The organism is Marinomonas sp. IMCC 4694 (assembly GCF_008122525.1).
Taxonomy (GTDB): Bacteria; Pseudomonadota; Gammaproteobacteria; order Pseudomonadales; family Marinomonadaceae; genus Marinomonas.
This window is the reverse complement of the sequence record NZ_VSRV01000001.1, coordinates 2570729-2590874: the sequence shown is the minus strand read 5'-3', so window position 1 is coordinate 2590874 and position 20146 is coordinate 2570729. Positions and strand designations below refer to the sequence as shown.

General features: G+C 45.0%; 17 protein-coding genes. 6 read left to right on the top strand and 11 right to left on the bottom strand.

Annotation, left to right across the window (positions count from 1 at the left end; genetic code table 11):
• Positions 1-29: 29 nt before the first annotated feature.
• The 7 genes from FXV75_RS11635 to FXV75_RS11605 all read right to left on the bottom strand — a co-directional run bounded on the left by FXV75_RS11635 (position 30) and on the right by FXV75_RS11605 (position 8124).
• Positions 30-1202 (bottom strand): glycine betaine/L-proline ABC transporter ATP-binding protein, encoded by a 1173-nt coding sequence (locus FXV75_RS11635; RefSeq protein ID WP_148833582.1) that lies wholly within the window; start codon positions 1200-1202, stop codon positions 30-32.
• Positions 1195-2094: an ABC transporter permease gene (locus tag FXV75_RS11630; protein ID WP_148833580.1), complete on the bottom strand. Its 900-nt coding sequence runs from the start codon at positions 2092-2094 to the stop codon at positions 1195-1197. The genes FXV75_RS11635 and FXV75_RS11630 overlap by 8 nt, the downstream gene beginning before the upstream one ends.
• Positions 2095-2176: 82 nt before the next feature.
• Positions 2177-3178 (bottom strand): ABC transporter substrate-binding protein, encoded by a 1002-nt coding sequence (locus FXV75_RS11625; RefSeq protein ID WP_148833578.1) that lies wholly within the window; start codon positions 3176-3178, stop codon positions 2177-2179.
• A 268-nt stretch (positions 3179-3446) separates the two neighbouring features.
• Entirely contained in the window at positions 3447-3929 is a 483-nt protein-coding gene (locus tag FXV75_RS11620; protein ID WP_148833576.1) for a MarR family winged helix-turn-helix transcriptional regulator, read from the bottom strand.
• 151 nt (positions 3930-4080) lie between these two features.
• Positions 4081-5487, bottom strand: coding sequence for a cryptochrome/photolyase family protein (locus FXV75_RS11615; RefSeq protein WP_148833575.1), 1407 nt, complete (start codon positions 5485-5487; stop codon positions 4081-4083).
• Complete coding sequence (locus FXV75_RS11610; RefSeq protein ID WP_148833573.1) at positions 5487-6500, bottom strand: NAD(P)/FAD-dependent oxidoreductase; 1014 nt, start codon at positions 6498-6500, stop codon at positions 5487-5489. The genes FXV75_RS11615 and FXV75_RS11610 overlap by 1 nt, the downstream gene beginning before the upstream one ends.
• A gap of 265 nt (positions 6501-6765) precedes the next feature.
• Positions 6766-8124, bottom strand: a complete 1359-nt coding sequence (locus FXV75_RS11605; RefSeq protein WP_148833571.1) for a sodium-dependent transporter — start codon at positions 8122-8124, stop codon at positions 6766-6768.
• Positions 8125-8565: 441 nt separating this feature from the next.
• On the opposite strand from FXV75_RS11605, the gene ectA reads away from it, so the two are divergent.
• From ectA to FXV75_RS11585, 4 genes are all read left to right on the top strand, one after another.
• Entirely contained in the window at positions 8566-9063 is a 498-nt protein-coding gene (ectA, locus tag FXV75_RS11600; protein WP_148833569.1) for a diaminobutyrate acetyltransferase, read from the top strand.
• A 90-nt stretch (positions 9064-9153) separates the two neighbouring features.
• Positions 9154-10467, top strand: coding sequence for a diaminobutyrate--2-oxoglutarate transaminase (gene ectB, locus FXV75_RS11595; protein WP_148833567.1), 1314 nt, complete (start codon positions 9154-9156; stop codon positions 10465-10467).
• A gap of 45 nt (positions 10468-10512) precedes the next feature.
• Positions 10513-10902 (top strand): ectoine synthase, encoded by a 390-nt coding sequence (locus FXV75_RS11590; protein WP_148833565.1) that lies wholly within the window; start codon positions 10513-10515, stop codon positions 10900-10902.
• A gap of 264 nt (positions 10903-11166) precedes the next feature.
• Entirely contained in the window at positions 11167-12609 is a 1443-nt protein-coding gene (locus tag FXV75_RS11585; RefSeq protein ID WP_148833563.1) for an aspartate kinase, read from the top strand.
• Positions 12610-12675: 66 nt separating this feature from the next.
• Here FXV75_RS11585 and FXV75_RS11580 read toward each other — a convergent pair whose 3' ends face one another.
• Entirely contained in the window at positions 12676-14886 is a 2211-nt protein-coding gene (locus FXV75_RS11580; protein WP_262368542.1) for an EAL domain-containing protein, read from the bottom strand.
• A gap of 91 nt (positions 14887-14977) precedes the next feature.
• Positions 14978-15562 (bottom strand): HupE/UreJ family protein, encoded by a 585-nt coding sequence (locus FXV75_RS11575; RefSeq protein ID WP_148833561.1) that lies wholly within the window; start codon positions 15560-15562, stop codon positions 14978-14980.
• A gap of 290 nt (positions 15563-15852) precedes the next feature.
• Between FXV75_RS11575 and FXV75_RS11570 the strand changes: the two genes are divergently transcribed.
• Complete coding sequence (locus FXV75_RS11570) at positions 15853-16437, top strand: hypothetical protein (RefSeq protein ID WP_148833559.1); 585 nt, start codon at positions 15853-15855, stop codon at positions 16435-16437.
• Positions 16438-16525: 88 nt separating this feature from the next.
• Here FXV75_RS11570 and FXV75_RS11565 read toward each other — a convergent pair whose 3' ends face one another.
• A complete protein-coding gene (locus FXV75_RS11565) occupies positions 16526-17737 on the bottom strand; it encodes a ribose-phosphate diphosphokinase (RefSeq protein WP_148833557.1) in 1212 nt (403 codons plus the stop codon).
• Between the two features lie 125 nt (positions 17738-17862).
• The gene (locus tag FXV75_RS11560; protein WP_148833555.1) at positions 17863-18789 is read right to left on the bottom strand and encodes an AraC family transcriptional regulator; all 927 of its coding nucleotides are present in this window, start codon (positions 18787-18789) and stop codon (positions 17863-17865) included.
• A 130-nt stretch (positions 18790-18919) separates the two neighbouring features.
• On the opposite strand from FXV75_RS11560, the gene FXV75_RS11555 reads away from it, so the two are divergent.
• Positions 18920-20125, top strand: coding sequence for an MFS transporter (locus FXV75_RS11555; RefSeq protein WP_148833553.1), 1206 nt, complete (start codon positions 18920-18922; stop codon positions 20123-20125).
• Positions 20126-20146 lie beyond the last annotated feature (21 nt).

The window sequence follows — 20146 nt, the reverse complement described above, 5'->3', positions numbered from 1 at the left end:
TTGTTGAAGCGACAGGTAAGCTTATAAACTTATGGCGACAGTACATCAGCCAGTTTACTGGCTTCCAATCGACCCTTGAGTTCGCCTGCTTTATTGACAACGGGTAAATCAAAACGGGTGTTCAGTGACAGCGGAATGACATCTTGCAAAAGATTCGTACGACGCACTGTTTTCACCTTGATAAGGGCTTCTTTTAGCAAATCATCGTCTTGCATGTCATCGAGTTGTGCTTTCGTGAGGACCCCTTGATAACCTTCGTCATTGAAAACAAACGCATGGCTTTTATCGGAAGGAAAATGGCTTCGTACGTCTTTAGCGGTGTTTCCTTCAAGTTTGCTGGTGTCCGGTGTCATGATGGTCTGAACCGTCAATGCTCGTGCACGGTTCACATCTTTAGCAAACGCTCTTACGTAGTCGTCTGTCGGTTTAAGAACGATGTCGACAGGCGTACCAACTTGCACCAACTTACCATCCTTGAGTACCGCGATGCGATCGCCTAATCTGAGTGCTTCATCAAGATCGTGGGTAATGAAGATAATGGTTTTTTGAAGATTCTCTTGAAGCTCCATGAGTTGTTCTTGCATTTCGCTTCGAATCAAAGGATCAAGCGCTGAAAAAGCTTCGTCCATTAGCAATATTTCCGCATCGGTACAGAGTGCGCGAGCAAGACCAACACGTTGTTGCTGGCCACCCGATAGCTGAGAAGGGTACTGATCTTCATACCCTGCTAAGCCAACGGTTTCCAACCAGGAAACCGCTTTAGGTCTCCATTCTGCCTTTTTTTCACCTTTTATTAGCAAGCCATAGCCTACGTTATCCAGTACACAGCGGTGGGGCATTAGACCAAAATGTTGAAAAACCATGGCCATTTTATGACGTCTAAAAGTAGTTAGCTCTTTTACAGGCAACTCCATGATGTCATCGCCTTCCACTTTGATTTTTCCGGCTGTCGGATCAATCAAACGGTTGAAATGACGAATAAGAGTCGATTTACCAGAGCCTGACAAGCCCATGATGACAAAAATCTCACCACGTTTGACGTTCAAGTTAATGTCTTGTAAACCGATGGTGTGACCCGTTTCTGCAAGAATTTCTTCTTTTGATGCGCCTGCTTTTACCTTGGGTAACACATTTTTGGCGTCAGGGCCAAAAATTTGATAAAGACCTTCGATTTCAATTAATGTTTCGCGTGTATTATCCATTTTCATTCCCTTCAAGATGTTTTTGTGCGCGTTTTGCATAGCTTTGAGAAACGCGGTCAAAGATGATCGCGAGCGCGACAATAGCAAGGCCATTTAAAAGCCCAAGGGTGAAATATTGGTTCGTGATGGATTTTAGAACGGGTTGACCTAGCCCTTTAACGCCAATCATAGAGGCGACCACCACCATGGCTAATGCCATCATAATAGTTTGGTTGATACCCGCCATGATAGTTGGCATGGCAAGGGGGATTTGTACCCCAAATAAACGTTGGGTAGGTGTGGCGCCGTAGGCGGTTGCCGCTTCCAATGTTTCTTGATTGACTAAGCGGATACCTAAATTTGTTAGGCGTATAACGGGCGGTATAGCGTAGATAACTACCGCAATAACCCCAGGTATTCTGCCGATACCAAGCAGCATAACCACAGGAATTAAATAAACAAAAGCGGGCATGGTCTGCATGATATCAAGCAGTGGCGTAATGATGGACTTTGCTCTGTCGGATCGCGCCATTAAAATGCCGATAGGAATACCGATACAAATAGAAAGAATAGTGCAGACGGTAATAATGCTAAGGGTGCGCATTGTGTCTTCCCACATACCAAAATAACCAATGGTAACAAAGGAGGCGAGTACACCGGCACACAGTTTCCAAGATCGTGTCGCGGCATACACTAAGCCGACGATCGCAGCTAAAACAAGCCACCATGGGGTTTCAAGCAGAAGGTTTTCAAACCAGACCAAAAAATGCAAAAGGGGGTTGAAGAAGTTTTCAATGGATTCACCATAGGAGCGTGAAAAAGACCGATAGGCGCCATCCAATGTTTGTCTGATCGCGAGAAGATCGCGTCGACTCATGTCGGGAAATTCTGTCAACCAAGAGGTGTCTGTCATAAGTTCGTTCTCAAAGAGTAAAGCAAAATAAAGAGCCGCGCTGCTGTTTACAGCACGGCTGAATTAACATTGAAAAGAAGAATTAGAGACTGTCTAGTGCTTTATCAATTTTGGCTTTCACGTCTTTATCGACCCATTTAGACCAGATCTCTGGGTAAGTAAACATGAAGTTTTCAGCGGCATATTGACCATCTGCCTGATTGTCTTCCATCCAAGCAAGTAAGCCGTTCATTTGTGCGTTGGTAAAAGCACGCTTGGTCGTATACGCATAGGCTTCAGGTGCATTTTTCTGGAAATCGGTTGTAGTGATGGTAAACACAGGGGAAGGCGGGTACATGGTCACCTTAGGGTCCATGCAGCTGTCTTCCGCGATGCACTTGATGTAATGCTCTGTGTCAACACCCGTGCCAAAGTCTACTTTGACCATGTCATATTTACCTAGAATCGCTGTTGGTGCCCAGTAATAACCGAACCAAGACGCTTTTCTTTCGTAAGCTCGGCTAAGAGAGCCTGACAACCCTGCGGAAGAGCCGGGATCGATCAGTTCAAAACCAGATTCTTGTAAGTTCAATGCTTTGAACAAATTGCCAGCGGTGATCTGACAGCCCCACCCAGCAGGACAGCCATAAAAAGCGGAGACAGACGCGTCTTCAGGGTTAGGAAACGCCTTTGCATGTTGCTTGATGCCTTCAATCGTAGCCAATGATGGATCAGCATCTACCATATATTTAGGAACCCAAAAACCTTCTTCGCCACCATCCGATAATGATTGCCCTGATATGCTTAGACGACCGTCTGCAACACCACGATCAATCAGAGCTTTAACCGCGTTAGTCCACATTTCTGGGGCGATGTCTGGTTGGCCTTTTTCTGCCATGGAGGTGCTGGTTGGCATGGTATCGCCAGGAATCAGCTCAGCATCACAGCCGTAACCATTTTCTAAAATAAATTTATCAACGTTGGCCATGAGGGAAGCGGAGTTCCAATTCATGTCAGCAATTTGAATTTTGCCACAGCTGTCTGCGGCAAAAGAAGAGGTGGCGGCAACGGTCATAAGACCGGCCAGAATACTTTTTTTATACATCTTTATGTTCCTGTTATGATTAAAATATTAGTGAACAAACGATAATTAGTTTACACATCTAAGTAATTATATCAAATTGTTGTTGTTCTTTTTTGTTAATATAATTATTTTTTCTATTTAAAACATATACTTAGAGATATTTTATAGGTTGTTTTAGGGCGTTATAAAATATCCCTATGAGGAGAAAAAGAAGAAAAAATATTTAATACAGAAATTAAAAACTCGAGTGAAGTGTCGAGTTTTTAATGATGTGAAGGCGTTGGCGGGGTTAGAAGTCTGGTGAGTTAATGTCTAAAATAGGAGCCGCGTCAATGTGTTCAGCGTCCATCATCATGGCGATGCGCTGAAGTGAGGATAGGACCTGTGTTTGCTCCCAGCCTTCGAGTGATTCAAATTCATGCACAAACTTTTCATGCAACAAAGGAGGGGCTGTCGCTAATGTTGCCTTTCCTTCAACAGTGAGTCGCGCGTTAACAATACGCTTGTCTTTTTGAGCTCTGACACGCTCAACGTATTTTCTGTCTTCGAGGCGATTTAGAATGGTGGTCACCGTCGCTTGGCTCAACGATACGCTGTCCGATATTTTGCGCACAGTCACATCACCCAGCTCCTCGATAGAGCGTAATACCATGATTTGTGGAATGGTTAATCCACAGGCTTTAACAACGCGTTTTGATTGTAAATCTGTTGCACGAATGATTCGTCTTAGATGAACGAGGACATCGTGCAAATGTTGAGGTGAATTAGACATATCGATCAATGTTCCAAGCAAGGGTATGAATGAACGCTTTTTAAATTTGATTAAAAGAAGCGGAGTGTAAATACATTACAGCTCAAAGTATATACGTACTTTTCCCTATTAGTCAGCCTAATAAGAAAAAGTATCGTTTTTGGCATTTGGCTTATTTGAGGGCCTTAAAGGCCTCGATAGCAGCGAGTCGCGCCGGTTTGTAATCAATAATGGGCAGTGGATAGCCGCATTGTTTGCGCTGTTCGGGCTTTGGATCATGTATAGATTTTGCATCTAATTTGGCGAGTTCCGGAACGAATCGACGAATAAAGTCACCATTTTTATCGTAGGTTTCGGATTGTCTGGTGGGGTTAAATACGCGAAAGTAAGGTGCTGCATCACAGCCTGTTGAGGCGCTCCATTGCCAACCACCGTTATTAGCCGCAAATTCACCATCGATGAGTTTGCTCATAAAATAGGCTTCGCCTTTACGCCAATCGGCAAACAACAGTTTGGTGCAGAAGCTGGCGGCGACCATGCGCAATCGATTGTGCATCCAGCCGGTTTGATTCAGTTGACGCATGGCCGCATCGACTATGGGGAACCCCGTTTTGCCTTCACACCAAGCGGTAAAATCGGCGTCGTTGTCGCGCCATATCAAGGCGCTGGTTTCGGATTTAAAGGGGCGATTCATGGAGAGAAAAGGAAAGTGTGCCATGAGTTGACGGTAGAAGTCCCGCCACGCCAGCTCCTTTAGCCAGATGCTGTCTTGCCAGCGTTTTTCTTCTTGATTACAGGTATAAAAAATGGCTTCTAAGCATTGTCTGGGTCCCAATGCCCCCAGTGCAAGGTAGGGCGACAGCGTGCTGGTGCCCGGTTGCATGGGGTAATCGCGGTGGGCTTGGTAGTGTTTTTCTTTATGATGGCAAAATTGCCACAGTTTTTGTTTGGCGGTGTCCTGATCGGCAGGCCACAAATCGTCGCGGTGGGTTGTAGCCCAATTAAAATCAAACTCAGTCGGTTGAATGGCGGCCGATTGTCGCTCAGGGCCAGGTAGCGGCGCACTGTCTTGTTGAGCAAGCAGGCTAACCCATTTGTTATAAAAGGGGGTAAATACCTTAAAGGGCGTACCTTGTTGGCTCAATACCGCTTGAGAGACAATTAAATCGGTTGGTTGAATGTGCGTTTTAATGTTGTGTTTTTGCAATTCCTCAAAGACCGCTTGATCTCGTTGCTGCTCATGAACGGGCAAATCATCATTGAACCACACATCTTGTATGCGATTTTCGAGACAAAATTCACGGATTCGATCAGGTAATAAATCGTATGTTTGAGTTTCAAGGCTATGCACAGGAATGCCAAGCTTGGCGAGTGCCTGAGCAAGGCGTTTGATTAGTCCGGCTCGCAGGCTATTTTTGGCATCCGATTCGTTGTGTTGTGTCCATTGTTCCGGGGTGGGTGTAAGCAATACGCAGATGCCTTGCCCTGACGCTTGAGCGGACAGCGACGCAAAATACAGTGCTGGATTATCCAGCCAGCGCAGGTCGTTTCTTAGCCAAACAATATGAGTAATATTCATTATAGATCATGACCTTTTATGCGATTAGTGAGTGCGATGGCACTGAGTAAAGCCCCTTCTGCATCGCCTTGACAGAGCCAATCACCAGCAAGGCCAATATTATGCTCGGGCGCCCATGCAAAGTCATTATTGCCTCTATTTTCAGCAAAACGACTTAAAAACCAACGATGGGGTTCGCCGTGCTTTAAGACTCTGTGTTCAGTTTCTTCAGAAAACGCTTGAAGAAGTGCTTGAGCGATCCACTCTTTGTTCGCGTCGAGGTGTTGTTTGCTCCATGCAGGATTGGCTTGAATGACCCATCTGTCATGATTGTCACTGTGGCGCATCGGTTTGTGATTGTCTTTGATCATGCGTTTAATCGGGGAGTCTTTTAGTTCGATAATGGCACTTAGGTCACAGGTATCGGTTTCTAACCACATTGCCCATTGGGATTGGTAATGGGCGCAGGCTTGGTTTGCTCTGAGGAGTAAAACAGCGAGCCTTTCGTTCGTTGATAAAATAGCGGCCGCTTGCGGCGCTGGTGCAGCAATGATGATTTTCTTAGCACGAACCACGGGCTGATACTTATCGTCTCGGATAAGCCAATAGCCTTGCTCGTCATGGTCATCCGCATGGTGTTCTAAATGATGAACACGGGTATTGGTAATAAAGTCAGTGTCAGCAATCCAGTGACGGGTGATGGCACTCATTTTGGGTGTCCCAACAAATGCTTGTGCTTCATTGGTGTTGAGCTGTGGCCAATGAGCGGTAACTTGCTGCTTGGTAAGCGTCTCAAGTAGGTTGCGTGTTTCTTCTTGCTTGGCGTGAATGAAGGGCGCCCCAAGGTCGCAGCTGGTGCCATCGTCTAATCTTTTGCTGCTGGCTCGTCCGCCGCTACCGCGGCTTTTGTCAATTATGCAGAGGCTGATATCTGGCTCAGACAACAAGTGAGCGCATAAACTGCCAGCCAAACCTGCGCCAATAATGGCCATGTCGTACATTGGGGGCGTTGAACCGACGTCTGATTTACTCATAGTGTATTTCCCAAAGGTCGTCTGTGTTGTTGTGGCGTTATAAACGATATAAATGGTGCGAATAAAATCATTACGCTAAACAGAGGATGCCTCGTAAAGAAAGACAATCTCACCAAAGTGTCGTTCATAAATTATCGTGACTGAATTATACCTTATTGAAAATAGCAATAAACCCGTGGGATTGTGCTAAAAGGTAAACAATGAAGGGGCAGTAGAAAAGACACCCCCGCCAGCGCAAGGCTAGCAAGGGGCTATGAGATCAAGTTTATGGTAAAGGGTTAATTAGGAAGTAAAGCACAACAGCAACGGCAATCGGAGCCGTAAACTTCATGGAGAGTCTCCACAAAGAATAAACCGCGCCATGAAGCTCCAACTCTTCTTGGGCAAACTTGTCTTTTACAACCCAGCCGGCAAACAAGGCGATTAAGATCCCACCCAGTGGTAACATGATATTGGCGGTAATATAGTCTAAGAAATCAAATGTGTTTTTACCAAACAAGGTGACGTCAGACATAAAACTGAACGATCCTAGGCATGCAATGCCTAGTGACCATACGACCACGCCTAAAGCGATGGCCGCGGACTTTCGTTTCATCTTAAAGCGTTCCACTAGAAAGGCGACCGTGGGTTCGAGTAATGAAATAGCCGATGTCCATGCAGCGACACCCACTAATACGAAGAACAAAACACCAAACAATTGCCCAAATGGCATCTGGCCAAATGCTACTGGCAAGGAAATGAACATCAAACCTGGCCCTGCAGCAGGGTCCATGCCATTTGAGAATATAATGGGGAATATCGCCAAACCTGCCACCAAAGCGACCAAGGTGTCCAGCGCGCCAATGGTCAGCACGGTTTTACCAATAGATGCCGTTTTCGTCATGTACGAACCATAGGCCATGATGGTCCCCATGCCCAAAGACAAAGTAAAGAACGAATGCCCTAATGCGATCAAAGCCGAATTCCAGGTTAGTTTACTGAAATCAACATGGAACATAAAATTCCAACTTTGAGCAAAACCATCGGTTGTCATGGCATACCCCAGCAAAATGATGAGCAGCACGAAAAGCGCTGGCATCATCACGCGGGTAGCCGTTTCAATGCCTTTATTGATGCCGGCAGCAACCACCATCACGGTCATGATGCTAAACAGTGTGTGCCAGCCTAATAAAGTCGCAGGGTCAGCAAGAAGGGCACTAAAAGTAGCGCCTGCTTGGTCTGATGTGACCCCTTGCATTTCGCCCGTTAGCATGGCCTTAATATAGTGAAGCACCCAGCCGCCTACGACAGAGTAAAACGAAAAAATAAACACACCTGATAACATACCAATAAGGCCGATGATGCCCCATGTTTTCGGTCCTTGTGATTCTTGCGCGACATCGATCAGAGCGTTGATGGGGTTTTTACGGGCGCGACGACCAATAAAGACTTCCGCCATCATGATGGGAATACCGACCAGTAAAATACAGGCTAAATACACCAGAACAAAGGCGCCGCCGCCATTTTCACCTGTGATGTAGGGGAATTTCCAGATGTTACCTAATCCGACGGCAGATCCTGTTGCTGCAAGAATGAAAATCCATCGGCTCGCCCAAGAGCCTTGGATAGAAGTTTTATTTGACATAGTTATCTCTAAGTAATTGAAAGCAATATATAAACATCGTTCAAAGTCGGTTATTTTTACCCATACCAATGCCTCCTTAATCGCCAGCAATTAAGTGTGCTAACAAGCATAACTTCGAACAGGGGCGGCATTTTCCGAATTTCACACACGACATGCAACCAAAAATGCACAATTATCCCATTTGATCCTTATCCAATAAAATGGAGTGGCTTTTCACGAAGAGGCTAACGTTGTTAAGGCAGGTTTATTAATTAGAACTCTAATTAACTGGTTGAATAGAAATTAGTTTCAAGTATAATGATTAGACATCAAATAACGATTTTATTGATTTTAATAAAATAGTTATATGCATTAAGTGTTTAAAGTTAATATTTTGCCTTTAAGGTGCCATGCTTAGCTATTACACTGAATAAAAATGTTTTGTATTCTAATGGGTTTTTTATGGGTTTAGGAAAAATACTTTTCAGTAAGCCGGGTGTTACAGACGGTATGGCGGTCAATCAGCTGGTGGCTTCATGTCCGCCTTTAGATACCAATTCTGCCTATTGTAACTTGCTACAAACTAGCCATTTTTGCGACACGTCGGTGGCAGCACGTCTCGACAATACCGAGTTGGTGGGGTTTGTTTCCGGTTATCTTATTCCAAATCAGGCAGACACCTTGTTTGTCTGGCAAGTTGCCGTGAGTGAAAAAGCACGCGGTCAAGGCCTTGCTAAAAAAATGGTTTTAACCTTGTTAGAACGTTCTCATTGTTCAGGAGTGCGTTATTTAGAAACCAGTATTACCGCTTCAAATCAAGGCTCTTGGGCTTTATTCAAACGCCTTGCCAAACATCTCGATGCGCCGTTAACGGAGTCGATTATGTTTGACAAACAGGCGCATTTTAATGGACAGCACGATACCGAACACCTCGTTCGCATCGGTCCCATTTCATTATAAGCCTTAAATTCGGTGCGCGAGACGGTATGTTTTCGCACGCCGTTTTTATAGCTCATCAATAAATCTAGTGTATTTAAAGGACGCATCAATATGAAAATTTTTGACGAAATCGAATCAGAAGTACAATCCTACGCCCGCTCTTTTCCACGTGTTTTTCATCGTGCGCGTGACGCTCATTTGTTCGATCAAGAAGGCAATAAATACCTAGACTTTTTAGCGGGTGCTGGAACCTTAAATTACGGTCATAACAACCCCATTTTTAAGAAAAAAATGGTGGAATACATATTGGACGATGGCATTACTCACGGTTTAGACATGCACACAAAAGCCAAGGGAGAATTTTTAGAAGCGTTTAAAGTGCATATCCTAGAACCCCGTGGGCTAGAATATATGATGCAATTTACGGGACCAACGGGCACAAATGCCGTAGAAGCGGCGCTGAAATTGGCCCGTAATGTGACGGGGCGTGAAAATATTATCAGCTTTACCAATGGCTTTCATGGCTGCAGTTTAGGGGCTTTATCGGTTACAGGTAATTCTCATCATCGTGGTGCAGCGGGCTTAAGTTTGGGAGCGGGTGTGTCTACAGTACCGTTTGATGGCTACTTGGGCGAAGGCATTGAAACAACAGAATACCTAGATAAAGTCTTATCGGACTCTAGCAGTGGCGTCGACTTGCCTGCCGCGGTGATTGTTGAAACGGTTCAGGGAGAAGGGGGCATCAATGTGGCCAGTTTCTCTTGGTTACAAAATCTCGAGGCCGTCTGTAAAAAACACGATGTTTTATTGATTGTTGATGACATTCAAGCGGGTTGCGGTCGTACCGGGACTTTCTTTAGCTTTGAAGGCGCCGGTATCACGCCAGATATTGTGACCATGTCTAAATCCTTAAGCGGTTACGGTTTGCCTTTTGCGGTGGTGCTTATGCGCCCAGAATTAGATCAATGGAAGCCTGGCGAGCACAACGGTACTTTTCGTGGCAATAACCTTGCGTTTGTGACGGCAAAAGCGGCGATTGAAACCTACTGGAAAGACGACACTTTTGAGAGAGACATTAAACGCAAGGGCGAGTACATACATCAGCGTACCCAAGCGATTGTAGAAGAATGTGGTGAAGGGAATTTTATCGTCCAAGGTCGAGGCATGATGCGCGGTATTAACTGTGTTAGTGGTGAACTGGCAAATAAAATTACCAAGAAATGTTTCCAAAACGGTCTGATGATAGAAACATCGGGCGCCGATGATCAAGTCGTGAAATTTCTCTGTCCATTAACTATCTTAGATGAAGATCTTAAGCAGGGTATTGATATTTTAGAACGCGCGATTCGTGATGTATGCGCCAAAGAAGACGATATGCCAGAAGCAAAAAGCTATTTTGATGAAAATTACGACATCGCGGTTTAAATTGACCGTTTGCAAAGAAGAGTAAAAAAACATAAGGAGCACAGAATGTTTGCACGTGATTTAGCCGAATGTGAAAAAACGGAACGCCGCGTTGTGTCCCCCGATGGGAATTGGGAAAGCACGCGTCTCTTATTGAAAGAAGATAACATGGGCTTCTCGTTTCATATTACAACGATTTATGCCGGTAAAGATTTTGACATGCATTATCAAAATCACCTTGAATCTGTGTACTGTATTTCAGGTGAAGGAGAGGTGGAGAGTCGCGAAACCGGCCAAAAACATCAGATTAAGCCTGGCGTTGTGTACGTGTTGGATAAGCATGATGCCCACACATTACGGGCATCCAAAGAGCTGAAGCTGGCGTGTGTATTTAACCCTCCGATTACTGGTAAAGAAGTTCATAACGCCCAAGGTGCCTACGAGCTTTTAGAGTAAGGTTCTCCCTCTCAGCCTATGACAAAGCGTTACCATTAGGTGGCGTTTTGTTTATTCATGCGGTTTCATTTCGGCTCTTCTATCTTCGATGCTGTTCTTTTTTGTCCCTGTCAACGTATTTGCTCATGAGTGTAGGGTAAGTCGATTAGATGGCTTGAAAAGTGTGATTAATGCTTAAATTTTCTGCAGCCTTGTGACAATATAGCGACAGTTTTTGACTCTGGCCAAAGTGACCCTTTGGCCCCTAGATAAATTGGGTAAATAATGGGACAACATACAGTTGAAAAAATTGGCGGTACGTCTATGAGTGACTACCGTTCAGTAAGAGACAATATCATTTTTAAACCGACTCAAGCGGACAATATGTACCAGCGCATTTTCGTTGTATCGGCGTATTCCGGTATGACGGACAAGTTGCTAGAACATAAGAAAACGGGCGATGCCGGCGTGTTTGCTTTGTTCGCTCAAGAGCGTAAACAAAACAACTGGTTTCCGGCCTTGCAAGAGGTTCGCAGTGCCATGCTTGAAATCAACCACGCCTTATTTGAAGCGGGCGAGTTACGGCACAAAGCCGATGCGTTTTTAAACACCCGCTTGCAAGAAGCCCAAGAGTGCTTAGAAGACTTACATCGTCTCTGTCAGCATGGGCACTTTTCCATTAGTGAACACTTGGCAACGGTTCGTGAAATGCTTGCCAGTTTGGGAGAAGCCCACAGCGCTTGGAATACCGCACACCTACTTGAACGCGATGGTGTGAATGCCGTATTTGTTGACCTCACCGGTTGGAATAGCCCCAGCCATATGTCACTGGATGAACGTATTGTTGATGCGTTTAAAGACATCGATTTACGCACAGAGCTGCCCATCGCAACGGGTTATGCTCACAGTGAAACCGGTCTAATGTCGACTTTCGATCGCGGTTACAGTGAAATGACATTCAGTCGTATTGCAGTATTGACGCAAGCGCGTGAAGCCGTTATTCACAAAGAGTTTCATCTGAGCAGCGCCGATCCGCGTTTAGTCGGTGAAAGCAAGGCGGTCCCCATTGGTCGTACTAACTATGATGTGGCCGATCAGCTGGCTAATTTGGGTATGGAAGCCATTCACCCCAAAGCGGCAAAAGGGTTGCGTCAAAGTGGTATTGCGCTTCGAGTAAAAAATACCTTTGAACCGGATCACACCGGCACGCTTATTACCGGTGATTACGTCAGCGACGCGCCATGTGTTGAGATCATCGCAGGGTGTCGCGGTGTGTTTGCAGTGGAGTTGTTCGATCAAGACATGGCGGGCGACATCGACAAATTTGATGTGGGTATTTTAAAAGTATTGAACCAATTTCATGCACATATTATTGCTAAAGACATCAATGCGAACACCATTACGCATTATTTGGCGATCAATTTAAAAACCTTGAAGCGGGTCATAAAAGTATTGCATGAGCGCTTTGTCGATGCGGAAATTACGCAACGTAAAGTAGCGATTGTCTCGGCTATTGGTAGCGACATGAAAACCACCGGCATGTTAGCAAAAGCCGTTAAAGCGATTGCGGAGCAAGACGTCAACGTACTGGCAATGCACCAATCTATGCGCCAAGTAGACATGCAGTTTGTAGTCGATGAAGAAGACTATGAAAAAGCCATTTGTAGTTTGCACAAAGAGCTAGTGGAATCTCATAATCACGGTCGTGCGATTTGTTTAGCCTCATAACGAGGCTTAAACGTGTTATTCTTTTCAAAACCCAAGCGTCGAGAGAGCACTTGAGGCTTGGGTTTTTTATGAGTCTTCATGGCTAACCATTACACCGTCATTGAAAGCGCTTGCTGTCAGCGCTTTGCTGACGTAATACCCTTGGCCGTAATCACACTGAAAAGAGGCAAGCATGTTCCATTGCGCTCTGGTTTCTATGCCTTCTGCAATGACTTTTATATTTAGCTTATGAGCCATGGCGATAATGGCCTCAACGATTTTACGATCGTCCATATCATGTTCTAAATCCATCACAAAACTGCGGTCTATTTTGAGCAAATTTACCGGTAAATTTTTGAGTTGGAACAGCGAGGAATAGCCTGTCCCAAAATCGTCAATGGCGATACAAATTCCCATTTCTTTAAGGTCTTGTAACAAGGACCTAGCAAGCTGAATGTCTTCAAGAATGGAGGTTTCCGTGATTTCAAAACCAATTAATTGAGCAGGAACTTGATATTTTTCGAGCAAATTTTGAACGAGAGTAACAAAGTGAGGGTCTGACAATTGTTCTGAAGCAAGATTGATATGCAGCAGAATATCGTCTCGGCCTTCTGCTTTGCGTTTTGCGAGATAGGCAAAACTGTGTTCTAAGACCCAATACCCCAGTTGTATCATCTTCCCCGTTTTTTCTGCCAAAGGAATGAAATCATTAGGGAAAACTAACCCCTTTTGAGGATGGTTCCAACGTATCAGCGCCTCTGCGCCAAAGACGCGATTGGTAGCAAGAGTAAACTGCGGCTGGTAGTACATCTCAAATTCGTTATTCTCCAAAGCACGATTAAAATCTTCTTCCGCTTTGATTTGATTGTGAGTATTTATCCGCATATTTTCCGTGTAAAAGCAGCATTGATTTTTTCCCAACAGTTTTGCTTGGTACAACGCCATGTCAGCGTTTTGCATAATTGTGACCAAGTCATAGCCATGCTCTGGAATCATGGCGATGCCTAATGAAGTGCTAAGGATGTATTTTTGTTTGCCTACTGTTACCGGTTTACGAATCGCCTCTAATATTCTAACGGCTTGTTTCTCGGCTTGCTTGGCGTTGTTGATGTCACCAAGTAAAATGCCAAATTCATCGCCACCAAGTCGCGCGACTAAATCAGACAGACTTTTAAGTGCCTCTAATCGATTGGCTGCAATGGTCAACACTTGGTCTCCTACATCGTGGCCTATGGTGTCATTGATGCGCTTAAAATTATCAAGGTCAAAGTAGATAAAGGCCGAAACGCGTTTGCGTTTTTGATTGTTATGGAGAATGTGAGGCAAGCTGTCCTGAAGGAATCGTCGATTAGGTAAACCTGTGAGTGGGTCTTTGTAAGCCAGTTCTTGTAATTCGGCGGTCTTTTCTTTCACCAAAATTCTAAGTTTTAACGGCTGGCTTAAAATAGCAAACAAAGAAAAAGCGATCAACAGCGCGACAATTAAACTCACGATGTAGCCCGCTAACTGTCTTTCTTTTAGTGAAACTTCCAAATTTCGGCTGACGCTTAATGTCCAGGTTCCAACAGGAAGCACGAGGTCGGTTGAGGCTAGAATATTGGTTAATGGCCTGTGCGACGAAGACAAAATAATCGCCGTTTTAGCTGCCAAGTTTTGTCGACTTAACAGATACTGATAGCCTTCATGTTCAAGGGATTTTAGCTGAGTAGCCTCTATTAACGCGTCCAAATAAATGACCGCCGAAGCGAAGCCCCAAAACAATTCATTTTGTGTGTCTTTGTGGATGAAAATCGGTGCTCGGCTGATCACAGCGACGCCACCTTGAACTAAATTGACGGGGCCAATGACAAACATTTCGCGATTTGTAATCGACAGAGAAGCTTCTTTCTTAAAATTGGGGCTTGAAAGAATGTCGAGGCCAATCGCTGCCTCATTACCGAGAAGGGGGTAGATGTTTGAAATAATGCCGTCTGGCGCTAGCTGAAGATTTTCGATACCGCCGATCGATTCAATCAGTTTGCTGGCAAAATCAGGGAATCCTTTAATCTGGCCATTATTTTGTTCGACTTCGTACGCTAATATTTGGGCTGAAGTAAACGCCGAAGCGAGCCGCCTTTCTAAAACAGACGCTTGTGTACGAGAAATGCCACTCAACAAAAATTGTTGTTGATCGATGACGGATTTGATGGTGGACTGGGTCCAAGTTATTCCCAAAAATAGAACAATGCCAAAAACGATCAAGGAAAGGAATAAGGCAGAATATTGGTTAAACGCTATTTTTTTCAACGAATCACTCATTTGCTATTCAAGGAAGATGACACCGTATTCCGGTAAAAAACCACGCCGTTTTCAATTAAGTAAGGGCGTGGTTTCATGCGTTGCATCATGACTAAGCGAGAGCGAGTGCGACCCCTGCAATAGCAATTAAGCTGCCCGTTATGCGAGTCACTACAGGGGCTTGGAAGCGGGCGACAGCGATACCAAAACCGATCCCTGTGACGTGCAACAGCGCCGTAGCGGCTGCAAAGCCCACTGCATATTCTGCCCCGTTTGCGTTTAATGGCATTTCTAAACCGTGTGCTGCGCCATGAAATACCGCAAACAATCCCGCAATACCAGCGCAAGCGACAACAGGGAATCGCGCTGCTCCAACAAGTAAAGCCCCCATTAAAATAACCGACAGGACAATGCCTTGTTCAATAAAAGGTACTTGGACGCCAGCAACCGCTAACGCGCCACCAATTAACATAGTGCCAACAAACGCCGAAGGCACCGCCCATATAGCCCGCCCGCCAAGGTTAGCAGCCCAAAGGCCAATGGCTAACATGGCCAATAAATGATCCAAGCCACCCATTGGGTGCGTAAACCCTGACATGAAACTCGTTGTGTGTTCGTGCCCTGGGTGAGCGAATGCAAGAGCAGGTATAGCGGCAACAAGAGCGGCTAATCCCATTTTAAGCGTAGATAAACGCATGGTGTTGTCTCCAAAAAAATAGATGAACGTAAAGACCCTTAGATAACAGTCTGCTTGAAACCACCGCTCTTGCGGCTGGGTATATGATACTACCATACCTCTTGAAAGGATAAATTGAATGAAAGGGTCAGTGTTGGATTTTTTTGTTCGGTTGTTTTTTCGTCGAGGCGTTACTTAAGGTTTTTTCTCTACTTGGCATTGTCCACTATGCTAAAGTGGCTCCTTATGTGGCGTGTACGGTACATGTGCATCAAGTGCTTGTTTTTTTTGGATTAAATAAGGATAAAGTTGTGGCAGACACTTACTCAATAGAAGTGAATAAACTGAAAAAGTTGCGTGCGGCTTGGTTGCCTGCGGTCGAGTTTCTTTTTGGCGAAGCCGTTGAAGAAGCGACATTCGATGGCTTTTATGTCCTTGATGACATCACTAAACCCAGTGCGGTATTTGAACAGGCTGATGAGCCGTATCGTTATAAAATTCAGATGCCAGCTCGTGTATTCAGTAATGATGTTATGTTATTGGCGGATGTCATCCAAGAGACGGTGCGCGGTCAATATCCTGTGGGTTTTGATGGCGCAAAGATCCCTGCGTTGTGTGAAGGCGTTGCAGTTTTTGGGGCGATTACTGCCATTAAACAAGTGTTTGGCGAAGCGTCGGTCGACTCATATTTGAATGGGTTGCGTGAGCAGGCCTTTCCCTATTATGATGCGTTCTCTTACGTGGCTGTGTTGTTGGCGGAAGACCCACAAGCGATTAAAAAATTGCGTACAGTGAAGCCTTTTTTATATCAGGTGGAGCGTGCGGACTTTGATACAGCCCAAGTGGACATCGATCGTAAAATTAAAGATATATTATTGCTGGCTTTTCGTGCCTAGCAATCAGATTAAATCGAACAGACACAAAAATGCCGCTTAATCGCGGCATTTTTATTGTTGCTGTTTAGATCAGGGTAGTCGCATTCTTTTAGCTTTTCAGTTCAGACAGTTCTTCACTGAACCAAATTTTGCGTTTAAAACGAGGGTTTTTAGACGACATATCAATTTTGTAAGGGTTGGCTTCTTGGGTTTGTGGCAAATCAAGAATGTTGCAAAGCTCCTGAGCAAGCCATTTTTCGACCTTCAAGACGACCATTTTTTTGCGCAAACGGCCTTGCTCATCACGATTCAAAATCGTCGGTAAGGTATTAAGTGTTAAGATTTCGCCCAAAGCGGGGTGTGCCATCCGCTCACGACCTTCGTCGCTAGCGTAAAAATGAGACACGGCAAACACCATGCGTTTTGGGTTGATCTGCTGTAAGAATTGGCAGGACTTTACGACGGTTGAGCCAGTGCGAACCATATCGTCGAACAAAACAATACTGGCGCCATCTAGGCCATCAAAGGTATGTTCGCTTTCTCGGTGAAGGGTGATTTCTACCTTACGTTCGTTGGTACGTTCTTTGTCGAGCATAATAAACTTGGCTTTGCGAAGTCCCAGTTTATTGAACATTTCTTTGACAAAATCACGAGCGCCTTTGTCAGGTGCGCATAAAACAAGACCTTCACCGTCATCGCCGTAATCCAAAATATTGGAGTTCAGTAAGTAATGCGCATAAATTTCATAAGGGATTAAGTTATGGAAATCGCCTTCGAATACTTCGGTAAACATTTTTTGAACCGAATCTGAATGGTTGTGAATCGTCATGACGGTGTCCACACCAGACAGTTTTAATAGCTGAGCGTAAAGTTTCGCGGTAAATGGCTGGCCATCAAACTTCTTTACGTCTTTTATGTCGCGTTCAAAATTGGTTTCCCCTAAATCTTGATGAGGACCACGATCTTGTGCACTGTAAAACAAATCGGGTTCGACAAGAATAACGCGAGCGGCCCCATTTTCTTTGGCGGCACGTGCAATGATAAGGTTGGTCATGGCCAATTCTTGGCGACTTTTTACATGGCTTCCCGTACTGACAATAATGACCGATTTTCCCTTCAGCTTGCGGCCAATATTCGCAAAATCTGCCTCATCTGAAATGAATCGAGGGCAGAATTCAGAGTTCATGAATTGCTTCATACTGATCAAATCAGCGATGTCATCGTATTGGCCCATGGCATACGCAATATCAATCGCAAATGGATTATCGGAAGAGTTACTAACCACGACAACGTTAGTTGGCTTACCGGTCGACAAAGTCATGAAAAATCCTTACTAAGGGGAGGGAATGCGCGCAATTTTAATACGTGTGTGTTCGTTTCGATAGGCCTGATTGCGTATAAATGACATTTTCCTGTCAAACACCGTAAAGTACGCGTCAGTTTATATCAGGATTCGCTAATTCCGACTTTTTCAGCCCCCTTTTTTCTGAATTGGTTGGGAGTTGTTCCAAAGGTCAGTTTGAATTTTTTAGCAAAGTAGGCCGCACAGTTAAAGCCTGTTTCATGGGCAACATCGGCAATGGGTTTGCGGCTTTCGGTGAGAAGCTGAGCGGATTTGCGCAATCGGTAATGCAATAAATACTGATTGGGTGTACAGCTCAAGGCGTGACGAAACACACGAAAACACTCACTTTCACTGATGTTGGCCGCCTCACTAATCTCGGCGATAGAAAGGCGCTGTTCATAATGACAATGAATGAAATTGAGCAAAGATTGCACTCTCTTTTCATTACTTTTAGAGGTTGTGGGGCTGAACGGCACAGAGGGAAAATGGGATGAAAATACGTGCCAAAAGGTCATTAAAGCAATGTTCATGTAAAACTCGCGATCCGTACGCTCTGACTGCCACACCTGAAAAGCCTTTTCCATCTCGTTTATCGCAGACCGATGCCAAGCGGGTTTATCGGCCTGATCGGAAAACTTATAGGATAGCAACTCTTTATTTTGGACGATAGGAGCGACGTGTTTTTTGTAAACTCGCCCATATTGCGTGCCGCCAAGCAGGTGAGGATGGAACACCACATTAAGAATTCGACAATCGTCCGTTCCGTGGTTCGTGAGCTTATGGAGCGTATTGGCGTTGATAAAAATCATCTCGCCCGCTTGAACGACATCGCTTTTATCAAGGCATTCCACCCGCGTGGCCCCTTCTATGACAAGAACAATTTCAATCTCATCGTGCCAATGCCACGACACCTCATTGCCAAAGAATTGCGAAAACCGTTCATCATAAGAAGCGCATGGGAAATCGTGGGATCCGTGAATGGTGAGCTCTCTGCCATTTTCTTCGGTTTCAATTTTATAAATTTGCATGCTGTGCCTTGCTTTTAAATGCCGTATCTGAATCTTGATAGTATTGTTATGGTTTAAGCGAGTATATACCTATAAGAAAAATACCATAGGCGGTATTGTCTTAAAAAAATTATTTGTATGGGGTGTCATCATGTTGTTGCTGTTTGTTATTTACATGGCTTTTATCAGCTTGGGTTTACCGGATGCGGTGCTGGGGGCAGCTTGGCCAGTGATGAGTGAAGATTTGCATGCCCCCTTGGAATTTGCGGGTGTGATTTCGCTATTTATCAGTGCTGGAACGGTTATTTCTAGCCTTGGCGTGACCAAAATGATGCGTCACTTTGGTGTGGGAAAAGTAGTCGCTTTTAGTGTGTTGCTAACCGCTGGCGCGCTGTTTGGGTTTAGTATGGCCAATGTAACTCTGGCCTTGATGTTATTAGCGGTGCCCTTGGGCATTGGTGCGGGAGCGGTTGATGCGGCCTTAAATAATTTTGTTGCCGTGCATTACAAAGCTAAGCATATGAATTATTTACACTCCTTTTGGGGGGTGGGTGCCACCACTGGACCCTTAATTATTGCAAATTATCTTCTGTTTCAAGAAGGCTGGCGTGATGGTTATGCCATGATTGCGTATCTACAGTTTTCTTTGGTGGTGGTGTTATTTGCAGCATTGCCTTTGTGGCGAAAAGTGGTGCTTATCCCGTCTGGGCCGGCGCAAAAAGAAGAGCAAAAAGAAGAGCAAAAAGAAGAGCAAATAAAAGAACAGGTTTTGCCTTTGGTCACTAACATGAGTGCATTGAAAATACAGGGCGTCTCTCTTCAGTTGGCGATGTTTTTTTGTTATTGCGCGATCGAAATTGGTACAGGGTTGTGGGCGGCTAGCTTTTTAACGGTTGAAAAAAATACACCGCCGGTGGACGCCGCTTTTTGGGTGGCGATGTTCTTTTTGGGTATCACCGTTGGGCGTTTTGCGTGTGGTGCGGTATCGGACCACATAGCGGCAGAAACGCTCATACGCTATGGAAGCGCGATTATATTGTTGGGCTGTGTCATGTTGGCCCTGCCATTTTCAGCCATTTGGGCCAAAACCGGCTTGATTTTTATTGGGCTGGGTTGTGCGCCCATTTTCCCCAACACGCTTCATTTGACGCCTAAACGCTTCGGCATTGATGCTTCACAAGCTATTATTGGCATGTCGATGGCGACCGCTTACATTGGCATTATGGTCGTGCCGCCTTTGTTAGGTGCCGTTGCACAGGTGGTGTCTTTCGCCGTGTTGCCCTTCATTTTACTGATGTTTGGTGTGGGCATAGTCGTGACGACGGAACGCCTTAAACGTTACCAAAAGGTGACTTGATCGTCATCGTTGCGTCTCGCT